The organism is Neiella holothuriorum (assembly GCF_019457915.1).
GTDB lineage: Bacteria > Pseudomonadota > Gammaproteobacteria > Enterobacterales > Neiellaceae > Neiella > Neiella holothuriorum.
This window is the reverse complement of sequence record NZ_JAHZSS010000002.1, coordinates 12445-34083: the sequence shown is the minus strand read 5'-3', so window position 1 is coordinate 34083 and position 21639 is coordinate 12445. Positions and strand designations below refer to the sequence as shown.

18 protein-coding genes are annotated in these 21639 nt (G+C 50.2%); 16 read left to right on the top strand and 2 right to left on the bottom strand.

Annotation, left to right across the window (positions count from 1 at the left end):
• Positions 1-7 precede the first annotated feature (7 nt).
• Positions 8-1015 (top strand): adenosine deaminase, encoded by a 1008-nt coding sequence (locus K0504_RS01980; RefSeq protein WP_220102479.1) that lies wholly within the window; start codon positions 8-10, stop codon positions 1013-1015.
• Between the two features lie 49 nt (positions 1016-1064).
• Here K0504_RS01980 and K0504_RS01975 read toward each other — a convergent pair whose 3' ends face one another.
• Both K0504_RS01975 and puuE read right to left on the bottom strand, forming a co-directional pair.
• The gene (locus K0504_RS01975; protein ID WP_220102478.1) at positions 1065-1634 is read right to left on the bottom strand and encodes a cupin domain-containing protein; all 570 of its coding nucleotides are present in this window, start codon (positions 1632-1634) and stop codon (positions 1065-1067) included.
• Positions 1635-1640: 6 nt separating this feature from the next.
• Entirely contained in the window at positions 1641-2564 is a 924-nt protein-coding gene (gene puuE / locus K0504_RS01970; protein ID WP_220102477.1) for an allantoinase PuuE, read from the bottom strand.
• Between the two features lie 282 nt (positions 2565-2846).
• Here puuE and K0504_RS01965 point away from each other — a divergent pair, with 282 nt between their 5' ends.
• From K0504_RS01965 to K0504_RS01895, 15 genes are all read left to right on the top strand, one after another.
• A complete protein-coding gene (locus tag K0504_RS01965) occupies positions 2847-4406 on the top strand; it encodes an adenosine deaminase family protein (protein ID WP_318837910.1) in 1560 nt (519 codons plus the stop codon).
• 253 nt (positions 4407-4659) lie between these two features.
• Positions 4660-7104: a TonB-dependent siderophore receptor gene (locus tag K0504_RS01960; RefSeq protein WP_225917916.1), complete on the top strand. Its 2445-nt coding sequence runs from the start codon at positions 4660-4662 to the stop codon at positions 7102-7104.
• 60 nt (positions 7105-7164) lie between these two features.
• On the top strand, positions 7165-7920 hold the full coding sequence (locus K0504_RS01955) for a DUF3450 domain-containing protein (protein WP_220102476.1): 756 nt from the start codon (positions 7165-7167) through the stop codon (positions 7918-7920).
• 11 nt (positions 7921-7931) lie between these two features.
• Complete coding sequence (locus K0504_RS01950) at positions 7932-9311, top strand: MotA/TolQ/ExbB proton channel family protein (RefSeq protein ID WP_220102475.1); 1380 nt, start codon at positions 7932-7934, stop codon at positions 9309-9311.
• 15 nt (positions 9312-9326) lie between these two features.
• On the top strand, positions 9327-9842 hold the full coding sequence (locus tag K0504_RS01945) for a MotA/TolQ/ExbB proton channel family protein (protein ID WP_220102474.1): 516 nt from the start codon (positions 9327-9329) through the stop codon (positions 9840-9842).
• 58 nt (positions 9843-9900) lie between these two features.
• Positions 9901-10308, top strand: coding sequence for an ExbD/TolR family protein (locus tag K0504_RS01940; RefSeq protein WP_220102473.1), 408 nt, complete (start codon positions 9901-9903; stop codon positions 10306-10308).
• Entirely contained in the window at positions 10308-10940 is a 633-nt protein-coding gene (locus K0504_RS01935) for an energy transducer TonB (RefSeq protein ID WP_220102472.1), read from the top strand. The genes K0504_RS01940 and K0504_RS01935 overlap by 1 nt, the downstream gene beginning before the upstream one ends.
• Before the next feature lie 47 nt (positions 10941-10987).
• Positions 10988-12268, top strand: a complete 1281-nt coding sequence (locus K0504_RS01930) for a tetratricopeptide repeat protein (protein WP_220102471.1) — start codon at positions 10988-10990, stop codon at positions 12266-12268.
• A 131-nt stretch (positions 12269-12399) separates the two neighbouring features.
• Entirely contained in the window at positions 12400-13512 is a 1113-nt protein-coding gene (locus tag K0504_RS01925; RefSeq protein WP_220102470.1) for a purine nucleoside permease, read from the top strand.
• A 2-nt stretch (positions 13513-13514) separates the two neighbouring features.
• Positions 13515-14726, top strand: coding sequence for an amidase (locus K0504_RS01920; protein WP_220102469.1), 1212 nt, complete (start codon positions 13515-13517; stop codon positions 14724-14726).
• Complete coding sequence (locus K0504_RS01915) at positions 14716-16305, top strand: gamma-glutamyltransferase family protein (RefSeq protein WP_220102468.1); 1590 nt, start codon at positions 14716-14718, stop codon at positions 16303-16305. Before K0504_RS01920 ends, K0504_RS01915 begins: the two co-directional genes overlap by 11 nt.
• A complete protein-coding gene (locus tag K0504_RS01910; protein ID WP_220102467.1) occupies positions 16305-17141 on the top strand; it encodes a sulfite exporter TauE/SafE family protein in 837 nt (278 codons plus the stop codon). The genes K0504_RS01915 and K0504_RS01910 overlap by 1 nt, the downstream gene beginning before the upstream one ends.
• Position 17142: 1 nt before the next feature.
• Complete coding sequence (locus K0504_RS01905) at positions 17143-18396, top strand: pyridoxal-phosphate-dependent aminotransferase family protein (RefSeq protein ID WP_220102466.1); 1254 nt, start codon at positions 17143-17145, stop codon at positions 18394-18396.
• Positions 18397-18404: 8 nt separating this feature from the next.
• Positions 18405-19664 carry an allantoate amidohydrolase gene (locus K0504_RS01900; protein ID WP_220102761.1) on the top strand — a complete coding sequence of 420 codons (1260 nt, stop codon included), beginning with the start codon at positions 18405-18407 and terminating at the stop codon, positions 19662-19664.
• Between the two features lie 22 nt (positions 19665-19686).
• Positions 19687-21630, top strand: coding sequence for a bifunctional 2',3'-cyclic-nucleotide 2'-phosphodiesterase/3'-nucleotidase (locus K0504_RS01895; protein WP_220102465.1), 1944 nt, complete (start codon positions 19687-19689; stop codon positions 21628-21630).
• Positions 21631-21639: the final 9 nt, after the last annotated feature.

Sequence of the window (21639 nt, the reverse complement as noted above, 5' to 3'; positions counted from 1 at the left end):
CGGGGCAATGACAGACTTAATACAGCAGCTACCGAAAGCAGAACTTCATGTCCATTTAGAGGGCACCTTTGAGCCAGAACACATATATCAAATGGCGCAACGGAACAGCATCGACCTGGGCTATGAAAGCCCTCAGGCGATTGTTGAAGCGTATGACTTTCATGATTTGCCCTCGTTTCTCAGTTTTTACTATGCGGCCATGAATGCTCTGCAAACTGAGCAAGACTTCTACGATTTAACCTATGCCTATTTCGAAAAAGTAGCCGCTGAAAATGTGGTTTATGTTGAGCCATTTTTTGACCCACAGGGCCATACGTCGAGAGGGGTTGCGTTTGATACGGTGATCCGCGGGATTCATCGAGCGCAGCTCGATGCTGAGAAACAATTAGGGGTGCAGTCGAATCTCATCATGTGTTTCTTGCGCGATATGTCTGCCGACAGTGCGCTAGAGCATTTGCAGATGGCGCTCCCCTATAAAGACTGGATCATTGGGGTGGGGTTAGACTCCGATGAAAAAGATAATCCGCCGAGTAAGTTTGCTGAGGTGTTCGAGCGGGCTCGAGCTGCGGGGTTCAAGCTCACCATGCATTGCGATGTGAACCAAAAAGACATTGTTGAACACATGCATGAAACCCTTGATTTGATTGCCGTTGACCGAATCGATCACGGCATTAATAGCCTCGATGACCCGGCACTGATCCACAAAATTAAGTCACTTGGGCTCGGCTTAACGGTTTGTCCAGTATCGAATCATTTCGTGGTGCAAAGTTATACCACCTCGGAAATTCGAGCCATGTTGAAGCATGGCCTGAAGGTCACCATTAACTCCGATGATCCAGCCTACTTTGGTGCTTATTTGAATGACAACTTTCGCGCTCTAGTGAATGAAGCGGCTTTCAGCTCGGCTGAGATTGCAACGCTGGTCAAAAATGCTTTTGAGGTGAGTTGGTTGAGTGATGCTGAGAAAACCAGCTATCTGAATCAGGTTGATGGTTGCCTGAAGACCACGCCGTAGCCTGTTGAGGCAATGATCGAATGCTGCCGCCCGTTTGGGCGGCAGTTCATTATTGGTGCTTGCTGAAACGCTTTATCAATTGCTGGTGTTGCGGGAATTCCGCGTTTAACAGCGCCTCGTTGGCAAGGGTCATGTCCTCAAAATCGAAGCCGGGGCTAACCGCTTCACTAATCAGCCCATAACCATGCTCTCCTGCCAGCAGCTCTGAAGACTTCCAAATGCCACCTTTGACCGTTAATTGCAGCTGTTGGCCGGCGGCCAAATCAGTGGCCATTACCACCTGCTTCACTTGGCCGTCAGGCATGATAAGCGTGTAGCGAATCGGATCGCCTGCTTGATAAAAGTGGAGAATGTCGGAGCGGTTTTTGTGGAAATGTCCCACCGGTGCATCGGCCGTTAACAAATAAAATATCGAGGTTAATAAGTACCGTTCACCGTGGTTGGTCTCAAGTTGTTGGCGATGATCGGCTTGATAAGTCCGGCGAAAATAACCGCCTTCAACATGTGCTTCAAGTTGCAGTCCATCAATAATCTGCTGGGTGGTCAATTGGGGCTGTGCCGCTGCTGTGATGGTCAGTGTGGTCAGCAACACGCCGGCAAACTTAGTTAATGCGGTCATGGTTTGTTACTCCGGCGCATGATGCTCATGCCAATGTTTGGCAATATCGACTCGCTTACAAATCCAGACATCAGGATGGGCCATGACATGCTGGATAAATCGCTCTAACGCTTGAATACGGGCCGGCCGACCGATGATTCGGCAATGGAGGCCGATGTTCATCATTTTGGGCGCAGACGATCCTTCCGCATACAACGCATCGAAACTGTCTTTTAGGTAGGTGTAAAACTGATCACCACAATTAAAGCCTTGCGGGGCTGCAAACCGCATGTCGTTGGTATCTAAGGTATAGGGAATGATCAGGTGGGGCTTTTCAAACTGTTGACTCCAATAGGGCAAATCATCGGCATAACTATCGGAGTCATATAAAAAGCCGCCTTGCTCTACCACTAACTTGCGGGTGTTGGGGCTGTCGCGACCGGTGTACCAGCCTAATGGTCGCGAGCCTGTCACTTGGGTGTGAATCTCAATGGCTTTTTCAATGTGCTCGCGCTCCATTTCGGGCGGCATAAATTGATGATCAATCCAACGATAACCGTGGCTGGCAATTTCCCAGTCGGCCTTCAGCATGGCTTCAACAACGTCTGGATTGCGGGCTAATGCCATGGCTACGCCGTATACGGTGACAGGTAAATTGTAACGACGAAATAATCGATACAAGCGCCAGAACCCAGCTCTAGAGCCATATTCATAGAGACTTTCCATACTCATATGGCGAGCAGCATAGGATTTGGCGCCGATGATTTCGGACAGAAACGTTTCTGATCCTTCATCACCGTGCAACACATTGTTTTCAGCACCTTCTTCGTAATTCAATACAAACTGAACAGCAATGCGAGCTCGGCCTGGCCAGTTGGCGCAAGGTGGGTGCTCCCCGTAACCAACCATGTCGCGAGGATAATCTGGCTCAAAAACATCTGGGCGGCTCATTCAAACTCCATTTCAGTCATTATTTTAATGGCGGCATGTCACTTCAATAATTTGCTGTGGAATGCCGTTCTTGTGCAGACCAGCTAGGCAAATTTATGCAGCGCTCAGACTTACCTGTTCAATATTTATGCCATCGGCCAATGTTGTGGCTGGCTCGCAGATCAAGCCAGCAGGCCGCATCAAATAAGAGCAATTATCATTGCTACGCACCAAAAGAATCCATTTCTGAACCAAATGGTCAGTTTATTGATGGCTAATTTACGGGGCTTACGAGGGAGATGTGTGACTGGTATCACTATTGCATTGGTTGCCAGCAGCAATGACCAGTCGAACTCATTTTCGATCAATGGCAATGCACCGGTTGTACGAAGCAAAGGAGCTTATATGTCGGCAATCAAAGCCTTTCGAGGCTTGAAGCTAGTGACCTTGGTCATGGGTGTGTGGCACGGTGGCCTAATGGCTGCGCCGGACACGCATTGGTTTGAGCAGTTCAAGGCTGAAGCATCAGACGCTGACTTGTACACGTTTCTTTATGCCATGCCCAAAGGCGGTGACTTACACCACCATATTACTGGTACAGCGCTGTCTGAATGGTGGTATGAACTCGCCCTTAAACAACGAGAGCATGGTTATCGCTACTACACCAAAGTCACCATAAATAACTGCAACGGCTATGGTGGCAACGAATTTAGCTTCAGCCCTTACCTTCTCCATTTTCATAATGTTCTTGAGTCGAGCTATAACAAGCTTTCGGACTGCGAAAAGTCTGAATACAAACGACTGGAACAACTCAACGCAGTCGAAAAGCAAGCCTGGCTAAACAGCATTCGACTGGATGCCGCCCACGAAGGCCGCGACGAATTCTTTCAAACCCATTGGCAACGCCTCGATGAACTGATGAGAAGCCCTTATCTCATTGCCGATATTCTGGTCAAAAACATGCAAGCGTTCGGTGCAGAAGGGCTGATTTACATGGAGTCCATGATGGGCGCATCGGGTTACACCGATCCGAACGGAAAACCGATATCGCCCGACACCGTAGCGGATATCTACCGCGATAGGCTGCAGCAGCCAGATGCCAAAGCGACCGGCGTAACCGTTCGAATGCAGGAGTCTATCTTGCGGTTTGCTGGCAATGCCGAGGACCAATTACGCCACTATTTCGATTTTGTCAGCCGCAACAACGATCTTTATCTTGCAGTCAATATGGTGGGGCGTGAAGACAATGACAAAGGCCACCCACTGCGCTTCAAAGACACCTTAAGAGAGCTTCGTCGTCACTACAATAATGTGAAGCTGTCTATTCATGCTGGCGAAGTGGATGAACCCAATTTCCATATTCGCGACACGCTATTGCTAGGCGCTGACCGCATCGGTCATGGCGTAAACCTCATTGACGATGATGAACTGTTACGGCAACTCAGGTATGGCCCATACCTTATTGAAATTAATCTAATTTCAAATCTGTTGCTGGAATATATCGAACGCTACGATCAACATCCTTTCCCTGAATACCTTCGCCTCGGGGTGCCTGTTGCTCTGTCCACCGACGACCGAGGCATGTGGGACTCCAACATCACCGATGAGTTTTTTGTCGCGGTAAAAGAATTCAATTTGAGCTGGGACGAATTAAAGCAACTGAGCCACAACTCGCTGGCCTACAGCTTTATCGATGCGGATAGCAAAGCCCGCTTGGTTGAGCGCCTTAATCAACGGCTTGCTGATTTTGAGAATGCCGTTGAGGACAATCAAAAGGCTGCATTAAAGGATGTAAAACCAGTTAGTTACAGCTTTATCTGTAAGCAATATCAGTTGTGTCAGTTTGGCTCAGCCTCGCGCTGAGCACTGACATGGTTGATCGCTCTGACTCAAAAAGGTGCGTTGGGCCCTACTGTTGTCGGAATAAAACAATAATTAATCTTCTGGGCAGAATTACACAAAACAATAAAAACTTGTTAAATAAGAAATAAATTATATTTAACCGCCAATTACTAACCATTTGGACATGAATTGGCACAGCGATTGCTGAACTCCCTTGGCAAAACAAAAATATTTTTAACATTGAGACTAATTTGCATTATTGGAGAGCACACAGATGTTGGATTACAAACCATTTCGGTTGACCAAGCTCGCCTTGCTTGTGGGGCTAAGTTGCGCATCACCTATGACAGTATTAGCAGAGGAAGCTGAAGAAGCGGCTGCGACTGAAGAAGTGGTGGAATTGGAAACCTATACTGCCGAAGGGCAGGTTGAAGACACCATGGGCATTATGCCTACCGAGCCAGTTAAGTCTGTGTTTGGCTTTGGTAAAACGATTCTTGAAACTCCACGTGGCGTGACATCAGTTAGCTCTGACATGCTCGAGGCATACAACATTACAGACATCGATGATTTGGTGCTGGTATCTCCCGGTGCCTTTACCCAATCATTCTTCGGTGTTGCGGGTTCACTCGACGTACGTGGTACTCCTGGAGAAGTGTACTTTCGTGGCGTGCGTCGGGTGAATAACCCCGGTAACTACCCAACCCCAATTGGTGCAACGGATCGAATTGATATTGTTCGTGGTCCAGCGTCACCGATTTACGGGCCATCTAAAATTGGTGGTTACCTCAACTTCCAGCCCAAGTCGGCACGTGCTGAAACTGGTCAGTACTTGGATAAACCAACTGGCGGCATGTCTTACACCACCGGCAGCTGGGATAAAAGCATTCTGACTGCCGAAGTGGGCGGCCCTGCTGAAGCGTTTGGTAAAAGCTTGGGTTACTACGTTTATGCAGAAGTAGAAAACTCCGACAGCTACTACCAAAACTCCACCACCGACAACACAATTTTCCAAGCCTCATTCAATATGGATCTGACCGATTCTACGCGTATTGAATTTGGTGGTATGCACCATGATTTTGATGGTAATCAGGTTGCCGGTTGGAACCGTGTCACCCAAGACTTGATTGACCACGGCACCTACATCACAGGTTCAGCTCAATCGATTGATACCGACGGTGATGGCTACAACTCAACAGCAGAATTCCTCGACTGGCAGTCTCAGTTCTCAGACACGTCAAACAACTTCTGGGTACCAGCCTCAACCGGTACCGACGAAGCCATGGATCCGCTTTGGGCGTTGGAAGATGTTGGTACTGCCAAACTGAGTGGTGATCAGGTACTGGTTTCGCCAGAAGATGTACTGGAAACCGAAGTGAATACCTTGTACTTCGATATCATCCACGAATTTGATAACGGCATGACCTTAACCAACAAGTTGTTCTTTGAAGACTTAGAAAACTTGAATGAAAATGCCTATGGTTTCTCGCAGTTTGCAGACACTTATGTCGTTGAAGACCAGTTGATTTTGGCGCTTGAAGCCGAGCACACAGATTGGTTGAGCGGTGCTTATCAGGTATCTCCAAGTATTCGCTACACCGACTTTAAACACGGTGATGACTTCTTCTTCGAATACTTTGATCGCCGCGATTTAACCGGACCTTCAACAGCACTTGATCGCAAGTTACTGTCAACAGTATCGGATGAAGGCTATTCCAGTTATACCGTTGGTGATTACACCGATTACGGTGTGGCTTTCTTAGCTGATTTCTCTATTTACGAAAACCTCAATGTATTGGTTGGTGCCCGCTACGACTACGTTGATATGTCTAGCACCGAGAAAGTCAGCAAGACTGCTTTTGCCTCACCAGATGATCCAGATTCCAAAGCATCGGACTCGGATGATGGTGTATCTTGGACCTTGAGTGTTTCTTACAACACACCTTGGGGCTTTACCCCTTATGCAACTGTGTCAGAGCAAACCACCATCATCATGGGGCAGGGCTCTGAAATTTCAGTGGGCAACATTGAAAGCGGTAATGCGTTGGCCGATTCCGAGCTGACCGAAGTGGGTGTTAAGAGCAGCTTGTTAGACGACCGTTTGTATATGTCTGCCGCTTACTTTAAGCAAGAGCGCACCAGCGTAAACGCACAGGATTTGGTAAGTAACAACACCACTGAAAGTGAAGGTTACGAGTTTGAAGCACGTTTCCTTGCGACCGAGAATTTGACCTTTACGGCCGCTATGACCCACATCGAAGTAACTAACTTAACCGCGCAGGAAGGCGGAGTTCAGTTTGGTTTCCAAGGTGCTGAAGACATGACGGGTATCTCGGATCCATCGCTGTTCTATGGCTATGTGATGCAAGGTTTAACGTTGGTTAGCAATAGCGATGATGCTAAGAAAGCTGGTATTCCGGAAAACATGTACAGCTTAACCGCTGCATATGACTTCCAGAATGGCTTCCGCACCACGGCTAGTGCAGTACACGCAGATTCAACCTACTCGGGCTTTTCTAAGTCAGTGAAGCTGCCGTCGTACACGGTATTGAATGCTGGTGTTAGCTATTCAACCGATGACTGGACCATGCGTGTTCAGGCTAAAAACTTGACCGATGAAACCTACTTCCGCTCGAACTTCCCTGATTTGTTCGGTAGCACGGTTGTATTGCCTGAGTTACCGCGTCACTGGGTAGCAACAGCCTCATATAAATTCTAATCATTTAACTACGTGAGAAGCGGAGCCCGGCAACGGGCTCCGCGCAACAGAGGTTTTACTATGTTTTTTCGTAAGCCCCTAAGTCTGGCCCTGCTCAGTTCATTGACTTTAGCCTTTTCAGTTCAAGCCATCGATAACAGCTTGGAAAAGCAGGAAGCCATTGATAAAAGCGCTGCTGCCAGCCAAACCAGAATTGACTCGATGGTCGAGCAGACCTCTAGTGATTTACAAAACTATCGAATTGCCTCCCAGCGATTGGAAAGTTTAACCATCTACAACCAACAGATGGCCAAGCTGATTTCATCACAAGAGGACGAAATTGGCAGTATTTCTGGCCAGATTGCGGAAATCGACAACATCGAAACTGGCGCATTGCCGCTGATGTTGAAGATGACCGATACCTTGGGGCAACTGCTGGAAGCCGATGTGCCGTTTTTGACAGACGAGCGCGAAGAGCGACTGGAAAATTTACGCGCCCTGATTGACCGCGCAGATGTTACTGCAGGTGAAAAATATCGTCGCATCATGGAAGCCTATCAAGTTGAAATGGAGTATGGCCGAACCATTGAAGCCTACCGCGGTGTTTTGGCTACATCGGGTGAGCCTAAGACCGTTGATTTCCTTCGCTTGGGTCGAGTTGGCTTGTACTACCAAACATTAGACGGCAACGTCAGCGGCCGCTGGAATAGCAACCTCAAAGCGTGGGAATTACTGGACAGCACTTACCGCACCAGTATTCGCGATGGCCTCCGCATGGCCCGCAAACAAACCCCACCTGAATTACTTACCCTGCCGGTTAATAGCCCTGCCAGCTAAGGAGTCTTAACGTGAAATTTATCTCTTCTAACTGCGCAAAATTCAGCAGTATGAGCCTTGTGGCCTTATGCCTAGGCTTTTCTGCCGCGAGTCAGGCCGATCCACTCCAAGATCTATACCTGCAGGTAAGCAAAGAAGTGAGTGCAGAAGCTGCACATAACAGCGAACGCGAGAAAAAATTTAAGGCCGCCGCTAGCGAGCAAAAATCCATGCTTGCGGCTGTCGAAGCAGAATTAGCTGCGCAAGAAAAGCTGCGTGAAGACATGCAATTAACGTTCGATCAGAATGAAACAAAGCTGTCTGAGTTAAGCACACAATTAGATCGCCGTACCGGTAACTTAGGTGAGCTATTTGGGGTGTTCCGCCAAATGGCGGGTGATACAGAAAAGCTACTGTTTGATTCGTTAATTAGTATTGAATACCCCGACCGCAAAGCCGATATCGAAGCGCTAGCGGCAACCAAAGAAGTACCAACCATTGCCCAAATGCAGCAATTGTGGGCCACCATGTTGCAGGAAATCACCGAGTCAGCTGGTGTGACCCGGTTTACTACTGAAGTGGTGAAGCCGAGTGGCGAAGCCTATGACGCTGAGGTGACTCGCGTTGGTACGTTCAACATCATCAGTGATGATAAATACCTCAACTTCTCTTCGGACACTCAACAATTAGTAGAACTCGCGCGCCAGCCTGCCAGTAGTTTACGCAGCACCGCTGCTGACTTAAGTGCAGCAAGTGGCACGGGCTCTGTTGGTTTCGGTGTTGACCCTTCGCGCGGTGCTTTACTCGGCCTATTGGTGCAATCACCGAGCTTGGTTGAGCGTGTGCAACAGGGTAAATCAGTGGGCTACGCCATCATTGCTGTTGGTATTTTTGGCTTGCTGGTGGTGATTGAACGGATGCTTAAACTTGCCGCTATTTCCAAGCGTATGCGCAAGCAGCTGAAAACAATGGATCACCCGTCTGACGACAATCCATTGGGCCGAATGTTGTTGGCTTACTATGAAAACAAGCACCTTCAAGATCTTGATGTTATTGGTAAAAAGCTTGAGGAAGTGGTGTTTAAAGACTTGGCAGAATTCCGTAAAGGGCTGGCAACGGTAAAAGTTTTGGCTGCCATTGCGCCGCTGATGGGTCTGTTGGGTACGGTAACCGGCATGATTGGCACGTTCCAGGCCATTACCTTGTTTGGTACTGGTGATCCGAAATTAATGGCTGGCGGTATTTCTCAGGCATTGATCACAACCGTTGAGGGTTTGTGTGTGGCCATTCCGTTATTGCTGGCTAGCACTATTCTCAGCAGTCGCGCACAACAACTCAGTAAAGAGGTTGGTGAGCAGGCAACTGGCATGGTGGCTCAAAAAGCCGTCGAAATAGCCAGCGCCAAAGCCTAACCACCGGAGCGCAGTATGGATATTAACTCCTACTTACTCGACTTCCTGAACACTGGCGGCAATGTCCTTTGGGCCATCCTAGCCGTCACGATCTGGTTGTGGTTTTTGATCTTCGAACGCTACTGGTTTTTTCTTCGTGAGTATCAACCGCAGTTAAAAACCAATGTCGGTGTATGGCAGCAACGAGACGACAAATCATCTTGGATTGCCGTGCAACACCGCAAACAGCTGTTGTCGCAACTGGACTGCATGATGCTCCGCAATTTAAAGCTGATTGTCGGCCTCATTGCGCTGTTACCGATGCTCGGCTTATTGGGCACGGTAACCGGCATGATTCAAGTGTTTGAAGTAATGGCTTTCTTGGGTTCAGGTAACCCCAGAGCCATGGCCAATGGCGTTAGTGCTGCCACTATTCCAACCATGGCCGGCATGGTGATTTCGCTGCTAGCGATTCCCTTTGCTACTGAACTAGATCGTCGTTATCGCCGCAAAAAACGCGAAGCGGCATCATCAATGCCAACGTACAGCTGATGGCGCTTATTAAAGCGAGAGGCGCGTTGGCGCCGCCATCAGCACAAGGTGAACGAGTATGAATGACAATTCATTTTTTATGAACCAAGAAGAAGAGAGTCAGATTGATTTGACGCCAATGCTGGACGTGGTGTTCATCATGCTGATTTTCTTTATCGTGACCTCAACTTTCGTTAAAGAGTCTGGCGTTGATGTGACCCGGCCCGAAGCAGAAACGGCTGTGGTTACAGAGTCCAATAGCATTCAAATTGGCATTACTTCAGCCAATCAGGTGTTCATGGACAAGCGTCAGATTGATAAGCGCGCGATTCGCGCCAACGTTGAGAAGTCACTGGCAGAGAACCCTGGCGCCGCGGTCATCATCGTCGCCGATCAGGACTCTAACACTAGCACCTTGATTGAAGTTATGGATCAAGCTCGACTGGCCGGGGCGACCTCGGTATCGGTGGCGTCGGAGGATAAATAATGGCGGTTAAGTATTTCGGCAGTTTAGTCGCCGCTACCATTTTTGGCTTGGCGACCTTTGTTGGCATGCAATTCCTGATTGCCAATGATGGCTTGTTCAAAAAGCCGGATCGCAGCAATACCTACTTGAACTTTGTTCGGGTCGATCCGGCCAATGACGACGTCAATACCAAAGACCGCCGTTTGCCCGATCCGCCACCGCCACCGGAAACGCCGCCAGATGCACCGGATATGAGTCAGCAGTTCACTAATGTGAATGCCAATTTGAGTATGAATATGCCCAAAATTGGCGTGCCGATGAATAAAGGCTCAGGGGCATTTCTTGGCTCGTTGCAAGCGGGTAACGGAATGGCTGGGTTTGACACCGATGTGATTCCAATTGTTCGCGTTCCGCCGGCTTATCCGAAAGCAGCCAAGTCAGCCAAGCTTGAAGGACATGTCACCATGGCTGTCACTATTCGTCCAGATGGCACCGTGGCTGACGTTGAAGTGCTTGAGGAAAATCCGCCTCGACTCTTTACTAAAGCTGCCGTGAGAGCAATGAAGCGCTGGAAATTCAGACCCAAGATTGTCAATGGTAAACCGACTGCGCAACGGGCGCGACAGACCATTGAATTCAAACTTGGAAAGTAAACAATGACGCGAGCAATCGTTGTGCTCGCGCTAGTTAGGACACCGTTATGATGGTTCGAACACAGTTACATCAGGTGATCTCGCGTGCAACGCGGCGCATAGCCATGCCGGTGTTGCTCGCAGGCTTTATTGCGTCAGCCCCAGCGTGGGGGGCCGCTAACTCAGTGAGTCCTGGTACCTACAAAGAACTGACATCGATTCAGGAACAAATTGGCAATAACCAAGTCGATGAAGCCAATAAAGCTTTGTTAGAACTCCATGCTGAAGTCGCTGAAGATTCATTAGATGAAGCCTTGGTTTTACAAATGCTGGGCTATACCGAAATGTCCCGCAATAACTACCCGGAAGCCGTTGATTATTTGCGCCGTTCGCTCGCACTCAACAAGTTGCCGGAAAAAGTAAAGTACAACGTGGGCTACATGGTGGCGCAGCTCTATGCCGCGCAGGAAAAGTTTGATGACGCGTTAACGTTCGCCGCGGAGTGGTTTAAGACGTTAGAGCAGCCAACGCCCGATCAATACATTTTTATGGCCAACATTTTTGCTCAAACGGGCAACTACAAAGATGCCATTCCTTATGTTGAGCAAGCAATTGCCAAGGCGCCCAAAGTTAAAGAAAGCTGGTATCAATTGCTAATCGCCAGCCATTTCGAGTTAAAGCAATACAAGGCTGCTACCAAGGCGCTAACCGATGCCATTTCCCATTGGCCAGAGAAAGCCAGTTATTGGGAGCAGCTCGCTAGTGTGTATGTGGTGCTGGGCAACGAGAAACGAGCGCTCGCCACCTTGCAACTTGCTTGGAAACAGCAAGTGCTCACCAAAGAAACATCCGTTAAGTCGATGATTCAATTGGCTGTTTCCAGAGGAACGCCAGAGCATGGCGCGCGTTTGCTGCAAAGTGCAATCGATAAAGAGGTACTGCCTGCCGACGAGATGTATTTAGATTTGCTGGCGAATGCCTGGGTTGCCGCGCGTGAGCAAGAGCCGGCCATTGAGGCATTTGCATTGTTGGCCAATACCAGCAAAAAAGGCGACCCCTTTATGCAAATTGCCAACCTCCATATTGAGAAAGCGGAATGGTCGCAAGCAGAGTCTGCGCTTAATCGAGCTCTGGATTATAAAGTCGATGAGCCCGGTAAAGCTTGGTTACTACTCGGCATTGCGCTAACCGAACAAAAGAAATTTGGTAGTGGTATGGATGCGTTTAGAAAGGCTCGTGCGTTTAAAGACTCAGCCCGCCAAGCCAAAAGCTGGCTTAAATATGCTGGCGATTTACAGCGCCAACATAACTGGATAACCCGCAACCAAAATGACACCGACGCGTCATAGAGCGCTTGGTTTCCATAACAATAAAGTCGGCCAACGGCCGGCTCAAATGACCGCATAGACGGTCGTTTAATCATTCGCCAAGCCACAAAGTATGGCTTGGCATTTAGATTTGCTGAGAGAAGGATTCCACCATGAAGGTTTCGTTGAAGGCGCTGTTGCGCCTGTCATTCAGCGCCGTTGCCGCTGCCTTAATTACTGCTTGCAGCCCCGAACCAACCGGCACTCAAACACCATCGCAAGTGGCAGAAGAACAACCCATCGAAGTGAAGTTTGTCATCGTCACCATGTTCGAAATTGGTGAAGATAGCGGCGATAAAGCTGGCGAATTTCAACTCTGGAAAGAGCGCCAAAAGCTCGATACGCGCTTTGAATTCAAGCATTCCCATCATGATTTATTCATGAATGAAGAGACCGGCGTGTTAGCCATGGTCACAGGGATCGGTACCTCGCATTCTGCTGGTGCCGCCATGGCGCTGGGTTTAGATCCGCGTTTCGATTTCTCTAAAGCGTATTGGCTGGTCGCTGGTATTGCTGGTATTGATCCGGCTGATGCGTCGATTGGTTCGGCGGCATGGGCTGAGTATTTAGTTGATGGTGATTTAGCGCACGAAATTGATGCCCGCGAGATCCCTGAAGGTTGGAGCACGGGTTACTTCGCTCGTCATACGTCCATGCCCAATGATCCGAACAAGCCGAAGTCGGCTGGTGAAGTGTTTCAGCTTAACGGCGAGCTAACCGAGTGGGCGTATCAGCTTACCAAAGATATGGAACTACCTGACTTTGAAGGGTTAGAAGCCACGCGGTCACTTTATACTGAGCACCCCAATGCCCAGAAAAAACCGTTTGTTTTAAAGGGCGATCAGCTGGCGGGTATGACGTTTTGGCATGGTGAGTTATTGAACGACTGGGCCAATGAATGGGTGGATTACTGGAGTGATGGTAAAGGCGAATTCGTGACTTCGGCGATGGAAGATACAGGTACCTTTATGTCGCTCAGCTTCCTGCACAACATTGGCAAAGTTGATAAAAACCGCGTGATGGTGCTGCGTACGGGGAGTAACTACACGGTACCGCCTCCGGGTGTGACAGCGGTTGATAATCTATTAATGGAAAACGAAGGGTATGCCGGTCTCGATGCGTCGTTGGAATCTGCTTATTTGGTGGGTACCAAAGTCATGGACACCATTTTGGCTGACTGGGATAAGTATTCCGAGCAAATACCTAGCGAACAAGCGAGTCAGTAATTATGGGTTCATGCTCTGATTTAGCTGTGTTCAGCTGGTTAAATCCAGAGTCGGTAAGCGCCACAAGTGGCCCGTTATCAGGCCTGAGGCTTGGCGTAAAAGACTTGTTTGATATTGCCGGCGTCAGCACCACTGCCGGTAATCCTGACTGGGGGCTGAGCCACCCAACTCCTGACGTTACATCCCCTGTGGTGACAGCACTTATGGAAGCGGGGGCTAGCTTAAAAGGCAAAACCCAAACCGATGAACTGGCTTATAGTTTGAATGGTCAGAATCATCATTTCGGCACGCCGCTGAACCCGGTTGCCAATGATCGCCTGCCTGGCGGCTCTAGTTCTGGCTCTGCGGTCGCAACCGCAGCCCAACAAGTCGATATTGGCTTAGGAACCGATACTGGTGGCTCGATTCGTGTACCCGCCAGCTACAACGGCTTATTTGGCATTAGAACCAGTCACGGTGCTATTTCGACGGCCAATATGGTGCCACTGGCGCCTCGCTTCGACACGGTCGGTTGGTTGTGCCGCGATGCGTCAACCTTATATCAAGTGGGTCAGGTTTTACTGGCCGAAACGCCGATCTATCAGCCGCAATCGCTAAATATCACCGTGTTAGAGCCGATCATGGATGGCCAGCCGTTGTGGACTAAGGCACATCAATCGTCACTTGATGCGCTCATGCCGGCCACCCATCAACAGCATGTTCCGCTCGAAGGAGATTGGCTCAACGGTGCCAGTAATTGTTTTCGGGTATTGCAGGGGCGTGATATTTGGCGCACCCACGGCGATTGGGTTAGCAAAATTAAACCAACCTTTGCTGCCGATATTGCGCAACGGTTTGATTGGGCTGCGAGCCTCACCGAGCAGGATCAACAGCAAGCTGAAATTCATCTGCGCGCCTATCGCAAAGTGATTCTTGATTGGTTTCGTCACAGCGAAGTGCTGGTATTGCCAACAACACCAGGCCCTGCACCATTGCTTAACGCCAGCGCAGATTACCTGAGCCGCTATCGCAATCAACTGATGGGGCTAACGGCCATCGCAGGCTTAGCTGGATTACCGCAAGTACATTTACCGTTGCTAACAATAGATGGTGCCCCCGCGGGGATTTCTCTAATTGGTCGCAGCGGCATGGATCTGGCGTTACTGGCGCTGGTTGCCAAACTCTGTGAAAAATTACCCACCCACAACAATAAAGGAGGCAGTCATGGCCCATGATATTGCCTTTACCGCACCTCACCATGGTGCGACCGAAATTGGTCTGAACGTTCTCAAACAAGGCGGCAATGCCGTTGATGCTATGGTCGCAGCCGCGGCCGCCATCTCTGTGTTATATCCGCACATGAATAGCTTGGCTGGTGACGGGTTTTGGCTTATCCAACGGCCCGGCGAAGCGCCAAGAGCCATTGATGCCAGTGGCTGTAGTGCCAAGCTGGCAACTATTGACTGGTACCAACAACGCAATTACAGCCAAATCCCCGGTCGAGGCGCTCCGGCAGCATTGACGGTCGGAGGCACGCTGGATGGTTGGCGTGTTGCTCGCGAGATCATGGCCGAAACTAATACCGTTCAGCCACTAACAGAGCTACTCGCTCCGGCAGCAAAGCTCGCCCGCGAAGGCATTCGCGTTACCAATAGTTTGGCGGCGGCCAGCCGTAAAGTTGAGTACGATATGGCTGCCCAGCTCGACTACAAAAAGCTGTTTATGCCACTCAAGCAGCCTTTGATTGCCGGTCAACTTTTTACCAATAGCGCATTAGCTGAAACGTTAGACACCATCGCGAGTAAGGGCACGGATACCTTTTACCGCGGTGAATTGGCCGTTCATATTGCAGCCGCGCTCGAGCAACAGGGGAGCCCGATTCGCTACAGTGACTTGGCCAATTATGTTGCTAGCGAAGTGACGCCGCTTTCTACCTCGATTAGCCAAGGCACCTTGTACAATTTGCCGGCACCATCGCAAGGACTAGCTTCGCTACTGATCTTGGCGATCTACGATGCCATTTATCAAACTGATTGGGACCAAACTGCGCGGATTCACGGCTTGCTAGAAGCGACTAAGCAAGCGTTTTTAGTTCGCGATGCCGAGGTGACTGACCCCAGCCGTGTTAGTGAGCGCTGGCCGTCATTGCTGACCGATCAACATATTCAAACTTTGGCGAGCAATATCAGTGACATCGCCATGCCGTGGCCGCACGTTGCTGAGCCCGGCGATACCGTGTGGATGGGCTGTACCGATGCACAAGGCACTATGGTGAGTTTTATTCAAAGCGTGTATTGGGAGTTTGGTTCTGGGGTGGTGATCCCCGGCACCGGTCTGGTGTGGAATAACCGCGGTGCGAGTTTTAGTTTGGCGCCCGACGATGTTAATGCTCTAGGCCCAGGTTTAAAGCCATTTCATACCCTTAATCCTGCCATGGCTGAACTGAAAGATGGCCGCCGCATTAGCTACGGCACCATGGGCGGCGAAGGCCAACCGCAAACTCAAGCGGCGTTACTGAGCCGTTATTTATACGATGACTTAAATATTCAACAAGCTATTGCTCAAGATCGCTGGCTGCTAGGCAGAACGTGGGGCGATACCGACCACGACCTGAAAATGGAACAAGGGCTTTATGATCAACAAGCGGCCAAGTTAACGCAGTTGGGCCATGAGATTCGACCCGTACCAAGTTGCAATGAATTGATGGGGCATGCTGGTGCCATTGTTCGCCATGCAAATGGGCAGTTAGAAGCTGCATCCGATCCACGTAGCGATGGCGCGGGCTTGGTGGACTCTATCGAGGAGACTGGTTAATGGAAGGTAATGTTTCGCAATTAATCAGCGATTGGCTGCCGATAGCTGCCGCCATGGTTGGCACAGGTGTTGTGGCTGGCCTATTGGCTGGTTTATTGGGCGTTGGTGGCGGCATTGTTATTGTGCCGGTTTTTTACTTCGTTTTACTGTCAATTGATGTGCCTGCAGCGAGTGCCATGTTGGTTGCTACTGGTACCTCGCTTCTGGTGATCATTCCCACCAGTATTTCGTCTATTCGGGCGCACCACAAACGGGGCAATGTCGACTGGGCGCTCATTAAGCGCTGGGCGCCGGTGATGGTTATTGGTGTTATTGCTGGTAGCCAAACCGCGTTAGTGATTGATGGTGTCATGGTCAGTAGTGTGTTTGGGGTGATTGCCATTTTGGTCGCCCTCAATATGTTATTCCGCGCTAAGTCGCCGCCATTGGCGCAACAACTGCCGGGTACCGCAGGGCAGGGCGTGATGGCCGGGGGGATTGGTTTCTTTTCGGTGATGATTGGTATTGGTGGCGGCACACTTGGTGTACCCACGTTGACGTCTTGTAATTACCCCTCCCATCGCGCTGTTGGCACCGCTGCTGTTTTCGGTTTGCTGATTAGCTTACCTGGCGCAACCACCATGCTGTTAGCGCCAACGCCGGTCAGCGCCCCTGCGGGCATGCTGGGCTTGGTTAACCTACCCGCTGCTGCGGCCATTATTCCATTAACTGTATTGCTTGCGCCGGTTGGAGCTTGGATTGGCAGCAAGCTTGATGCTGTCTTACTGAAAAAGTTATTTGCTGTGTTTTTGTGTGTCAGCGGTGGTCGCATGCTGATACAAGTGTTTGGAGCCTGATATGTCTGACCCATTTGCCGTTGCCGCACAGTTACTGCAACCCTTTTCGCCGCCGCCTCGTTTGTTAATGGGGCCGGGCCCCATCACCGTTGATCCTCGCGTATTACGCGCAATGTCGGCGCAGTTGGTGGGGCAATATGATCCAGCCATGACTCAGTGCATGAACGACACCATGGCGCTGTACCGCGGCGTGTTCCAAACTCAAAATCAGTGGACCATGTTGGTTGATGGCACCTCGCGTGCCGGTATTGAAGCGGTGCTGGTGTCGTTATTGGAGCCGGGTGAAAAAGTGCTGGTGCCTATTTTTGGTCGCTTCGGTCATTTGTTATGTGAAATTGCTGAGCGATGCGGTGCCGAAGTTCACCGTATTGAAGTCGAGTGGGGTCAAGTTTTCAGCCCTGAGCAAATCGAACAAGCGATTAAGCAAGTGCAGCCGAAAGTGCTTGCGGTGGTACAGGGCGACACCTCAACCACCATGCTACAACCGCTGGACGAACTTGGCGCGATTTGCCAGCGTCACGGCGTACTGATGTATTCCGATGCCACCGCTTCGATAGGCGGCAATCCGTTTAAATCGGACGAATGGGGCTTGGATGCTGTTTCTGTGGGTCTGCAGAAGTGCTTGTGCGGCCCATCTGGCAGTGCCCCCGTTACTCTGAGTGAACAAGCTGTCGACACGATTCGCCGACGTAAACACGTTGAAGCCGGTATTCGTGCTGCGCACCATGTTGATGGCAGTGGTCAGCGTATTCGTTCCAACTATTTTGATTTAGGGATGATCATGGATTATTGGGGTGACGAGCGCCTCAATCACCACACTGAAGCGACAATCATGCTCTATGGCGCTCGCGAATGTGCTCGTATTTTATTGGAAGAAGGTATCGATAACGCCATTGAACGCCACCAACTTCATGGCCAAGCCATGGCTGCTGGCGCGATTGGCCTGAATTTGAAGTTATTTGGCGATCAGCGCCATAAGATGACCAATGTTGTTGGCGTTTATATTCCTGAAGCAGTCGATGGTGAAGCGGTTCGCCATGCCATGCTGCATGATTTTGGCGTTGAGATTGGTACCTCGTTTGGCCCGCTACACGGCAAGATCTGGCGCATCGGCACCATGGGCTACAACGCCCGCAAAGATGCGGTGTTACAAACCTTAACGGCGCTTGAAGCTGTGCTACGCCTGCAAGGACATGATCTCCCGCCTAATGGCGGTGTGGCTGCGGCCCTTGAGGTTTATCAAGGGGCTGACTAATGACTGAGATGCAAACTAGTGTAGCCATCGATAGTCACGCGATGGCCGAACAAATCATGGCCTGGTGTGACGAGCTAGCTAGCATTAGTGCAGAATCTGAAGGCATTCACCGGTTTTACCTGACACCAGAACACCATGCTTGCAACGAGCGAGTCGCTACGTGGATGCGCCAAGCGACGATGACAACCCACGTTGATCAGGCTGGTAATTTAATCGGTCGCTATGCCAGCAACCAAGCTGATGCTAAGACGCTAATCATCGGCTCGCACCTCGATACCATTCCCAATGCTGGCCGTTATGACGGCATCTTGGGCGTGTTGTTACCCATTGCGGTAATTGACCTGTTGCAGCGACAAGGCATTCAGTTGCCATTTCATATTGATGTGATTGGCTTTGGTGATGAAGAAGGAATTCGATTTGGTGCGACCCTACTTGGTAGCCGAGCTGTCGCTGGCACATGGGATAACAACTGGTGGTCGTTAAACGATCGAGCGGATACCTCATTAGCGCAAGCATTTGACCAGTTTGGATTAGATCCTGATGCGATTACTCAAGCGGCCTATGCTGCCGAGCAATTGCTGGGTTACCTCGAAGTACACATCGAACAAGGGCCAGTGCTTGAGCAACAAGGATTGCCCGTTGGCATTGTCTCGGCAATAGCCGGAGCCCGCCGTTTTCAAATTGACATCGAAGGCCAAGCTGGGCATGCCGGCACCGTGCCCATGACCATGCGGCAAGATGCTTTGTTGGGCGCTAGTGAAGCGGCGTTATTGATTGAACAAACGGCGCAAAAATTTGGCGTTGTTGCCACTGTCGGTCAGCTGACTTGTGGCCCGGGCGCGGTCAATGTTATTCCGGGCAATGTGCGCTTTTCTTTGGACATTCGAAGTGTTGATGACGCTGTTCGTGATGAAGCCATTGGTCACCTACAACAGCAGCTAGAGAAGATTTGTCATCAACGTCGTTTAACCTGTCAGTGGCATCAAATTCATCAGGCGCCCGCCGTAAAATGTGCGCCTTGGTGGCTTGAATTGCAACAACAAACCATGGCGTCGCTCGCGCTGAAACCATTGGTACTGATGAGTGGTGCAGGGCACGACGCCATGGCGTTTGCCGACATGACAGATATTGCCATGTACTTTGTGCGCTGTAAGGGCGGCATTAGCCATCACCCGGATGAATCCATCACTTCTGCTGATGTGGCGGTTGCCTTTGATACCTTGCTAGAAACCTTGCTGCAACTCGGCCAACAAACTCAAGCGAACTAACCTGTTCAATCGGAGATTCACCATGGCGCATTTTCGCCGCTCTATTTTTCTGCTTCTCGCTGCATCGTTACTGTCACCTGTTGGCAGTGCGGATGAGCCGGTCTCAATTGAATTGAGAATTTTGGAAACGACGGACATTCACATGCATTTGGTTGATTACGATTATTATCGTGATGAGCCGAGTGTCAGCATCGGCTTTTCTCGTGTCGCCAGCCTGATTCATCAGGCCCGAGATGAAGTGGTCAACTCGGTACTAGTTGATAACGGCGATTTGATTCAAGGTGCGCCACTGGGCGATTACGTGGCTTACGAAAACGGCTTGCCTGAAAGCACGATTCATCCGGTGTACCGGATCATGAATCAGCTCGGTTATACGGTGGCGAATTTAGGCAATCATGAATTTAATTTTGGTTTGCCGTTTTTGCAGCAGTCGTTAGCGGGCGCTAACTTTCCTTATGTCTCGGCCAACGTTTATCGTGATGATGGTGACGATGACCCTAGCAACAATCAGCATTACATTGACCCCTACATCATTGTTACCACAGAGCTGATGGCTTCCGATGGTAACGCTTACCCCGTCAACATCGGTTATATCGGCTTTACTCCGCCGCAAATTACCTTCTGGGATATGGATCACCTGCAAGGCAAGATCATCGCCAAAGACATTGTTGAAACGGCGCGCCAACTGGTGCCTGAAATGAAGGCGAAAGGCGCAGACATTGTGGTGGCTATTCCGCATAGCGGATTATATGACACGCCACGCAAAGGCATGGATGAAAATGCTACTTACCACCTCGCGCAAGTGGCGGGTATCGATGCCATTTTATTTGGTCATTCGCACCGAGTGTTTCCGGGTGATCCGGAAATTGCCGCTTATCCTGGGGTAGATAATCAGGCCGGTACCGTGTTTGGCGTACCGGCAGTGATGCCGGGCTTTTGGGGCAGCCACCTCGGGTTGGTTGATTTAACCCTGCAGCAACAAAATGGTCGCTGGCAGCGGGTAGCGGGCCACACTAGCGTGCGTGCGATTGCTGAGCGCGTCGATGGTCGTTTTCAGCCATTGGTTGAGGCGGATGCGTCAATCAACAAATTGGTTCAGCCTGAACATCAGGCAACGCTTAACTACATGCGCCAAAAGGTGGGGCAAACCTCTGTTCGTATTCACAGCTACTTTGCTCTGGCTGCTGATGATCCGTCAGTGCAACTCGTTAATAATGCCCAGCGCTGGTATGCCCAGCGAGCAATTCGCGCCACTGAATTTGATGGCCTGCCGGTATTGTCTGCCGCCGCACCATTTAAAAGTGGCGGCAGAGCCGGCCCTGATTACTACACCGATATTGCCGTTGGCGATGTGGCGTTAATCCACCTAAAAGATTTGTATGTTTACCCCAATGATTTGAAGGTGGTGAAACTCAACGGTGCTGAAGTGTTGGATTGGCTGGAGCGTTCTGCCGGTCAGTTTTATCAAATAGATCCGCAACAATCAGCGCCGCAGCAACTCGTTAATCGCGCGTTTCCTAGTTACAACTTCGATGTCATCGATGGCATTGAGTATGAAATTGATATCACCCAGCCAAGTCGTTATGACGTTGAGGGCGCGCTCATCAATCCAAGCGCCAACCGCATCGTCAATGCTCGCTTTAACGGCAAGCCACTCGATCACACGCAGTGGTTTTTGGTCGTTACCAATAACTATCGCGCGGGTGGCGGCGGCCAGTTTCCGAACATGGACGGTTCGCGCACGGTGATTCACGCGCCCGATAAAAACCGCGCCGTGGTGGCGCAGTATTTGGCGTCAGCGCAATTTGACGCGTCGATTGATCAAAACTGGCAGTTTGCTAACAACCTTGGCAAGGCGAACGTGATTTTCCAAACGTCGCCAGTTGCCAAAGCGTTAGCTCCTAAAAACCTGTTGCCGGTGGCACATGCCAGCGGTGCTCAGGCGGAGTTTCGGTTGCAGCCTTAGCGGCAACCG

Bases quoted from the DNA above. Each gene is read 5' to 3' on its own strand.
- K0504_RS01925 (WP_220102470.1), top strand. From the start codon at position 12,400: ATGAAGGTTTCGTTGAAGGCGCTGTTGCGCCTGTCATTCAGCGCCGTT.
- puuE (WP_220102477.1), bottom strand. From the start codon at position 2,564: ATGAGCCGCCCAGATGTTTTTGAGCCAGATTATCCTCGCGACATGGTT.
- K0504_RS01920 (WP_220102469.1), top strand. From the start codon at position 13,515: ATGGGTTCATGCTCTGATTTAGCTGTGTTCAGCTGGTTAAATCCAGAG.
- K0504_RS01895 (WP_220102465.1), top strand. From the start codon at position 19,687: ATGGCGCATTTTCGCCGCTCTATTTTTCTGCTTCTCGCTGCATCGTTA.
- K0504_RS01940 (WP_220102473.1), top strand. From the start codon at position 9,901: ATGAATGACAATTCATTTTTTATGAACCAAGAAGAAGAGAGTCAGATT.
- K0504_RS01905 (WP_220102466.1), top strand. From the start codon at position 17,143: ATGTCTGACCCATTTGCCGTTGCCGCACAGTTACTGCAACCCTTTTCG.
- K0504_RS01915 (WP_220102468.1), top strand. From the start codon at position 14,716: ATGGCCCATGATATTGCCTTTACCGCACCTCACCATGGTGCGACCGAA.
- K0504_RS01980 (WP_220102479.1), top strand. From the start codon at position 8: ATGACAGACTTAATACAGCAGCTACCGAAAGCAGAACTTCATGTCCAT.
- K0504_RS01935 (WP_220102472.1), top strand. From the start codon at position 10,308: ATGGCGGTTAAGTATTTCGGCAGTTTAGTCGCCGCTACCATTTTTGGC.
- K0504_RS01910 (WP_220102467.1), top strand. From the start codon at position 16,305: ATGGAAGGTAATGTTTCGCAATTAATCAGCGATTGGCTGCCGATAGCT.
- K0504_RS01960 (WP_225917916.1), top strand. From the start codon at position 4,660: ATGTTGGATTACAAACCATTTCGGTTGACCAAGCTCGCCTTGCTTGTG.
- K0504_RS01945 (WP_220102474.1), top strand. From the start codon at position 9,327: ATGGATATTAACTCCTACTTACTCGACTTCCTGAACACTGGCGGCAAT.
- K0504_RS01955 (WP_220102476.1), top strand. From the start codon at position 7,165: ATGTTTTTTCGTAAGCCCCTAAGTCTGGCCCTGCTCAGTTCATTGACT.
- K0504_RS01900 (WP_220102761.1), top strand. From the start codon at position 18,405: ATGCAAACTAGTGTAGCCATCGATAGTCACGCGATGGCCGAACAAATC.
- K0504_RS01975 (WP_220102478.1), bottom strand. From the start codon at position 1,634: ATGACCGCATTAACTAAGTTTGCCGGCGTGTTGCTGACCACACTGACC.
- K0504_RS01930 (WP_220102471.1), top strand. From the start codon at position 10,988: ATGATGGTTCGAACACAGTTACATCAGGTGATCTCGCGTGCAACGCGG.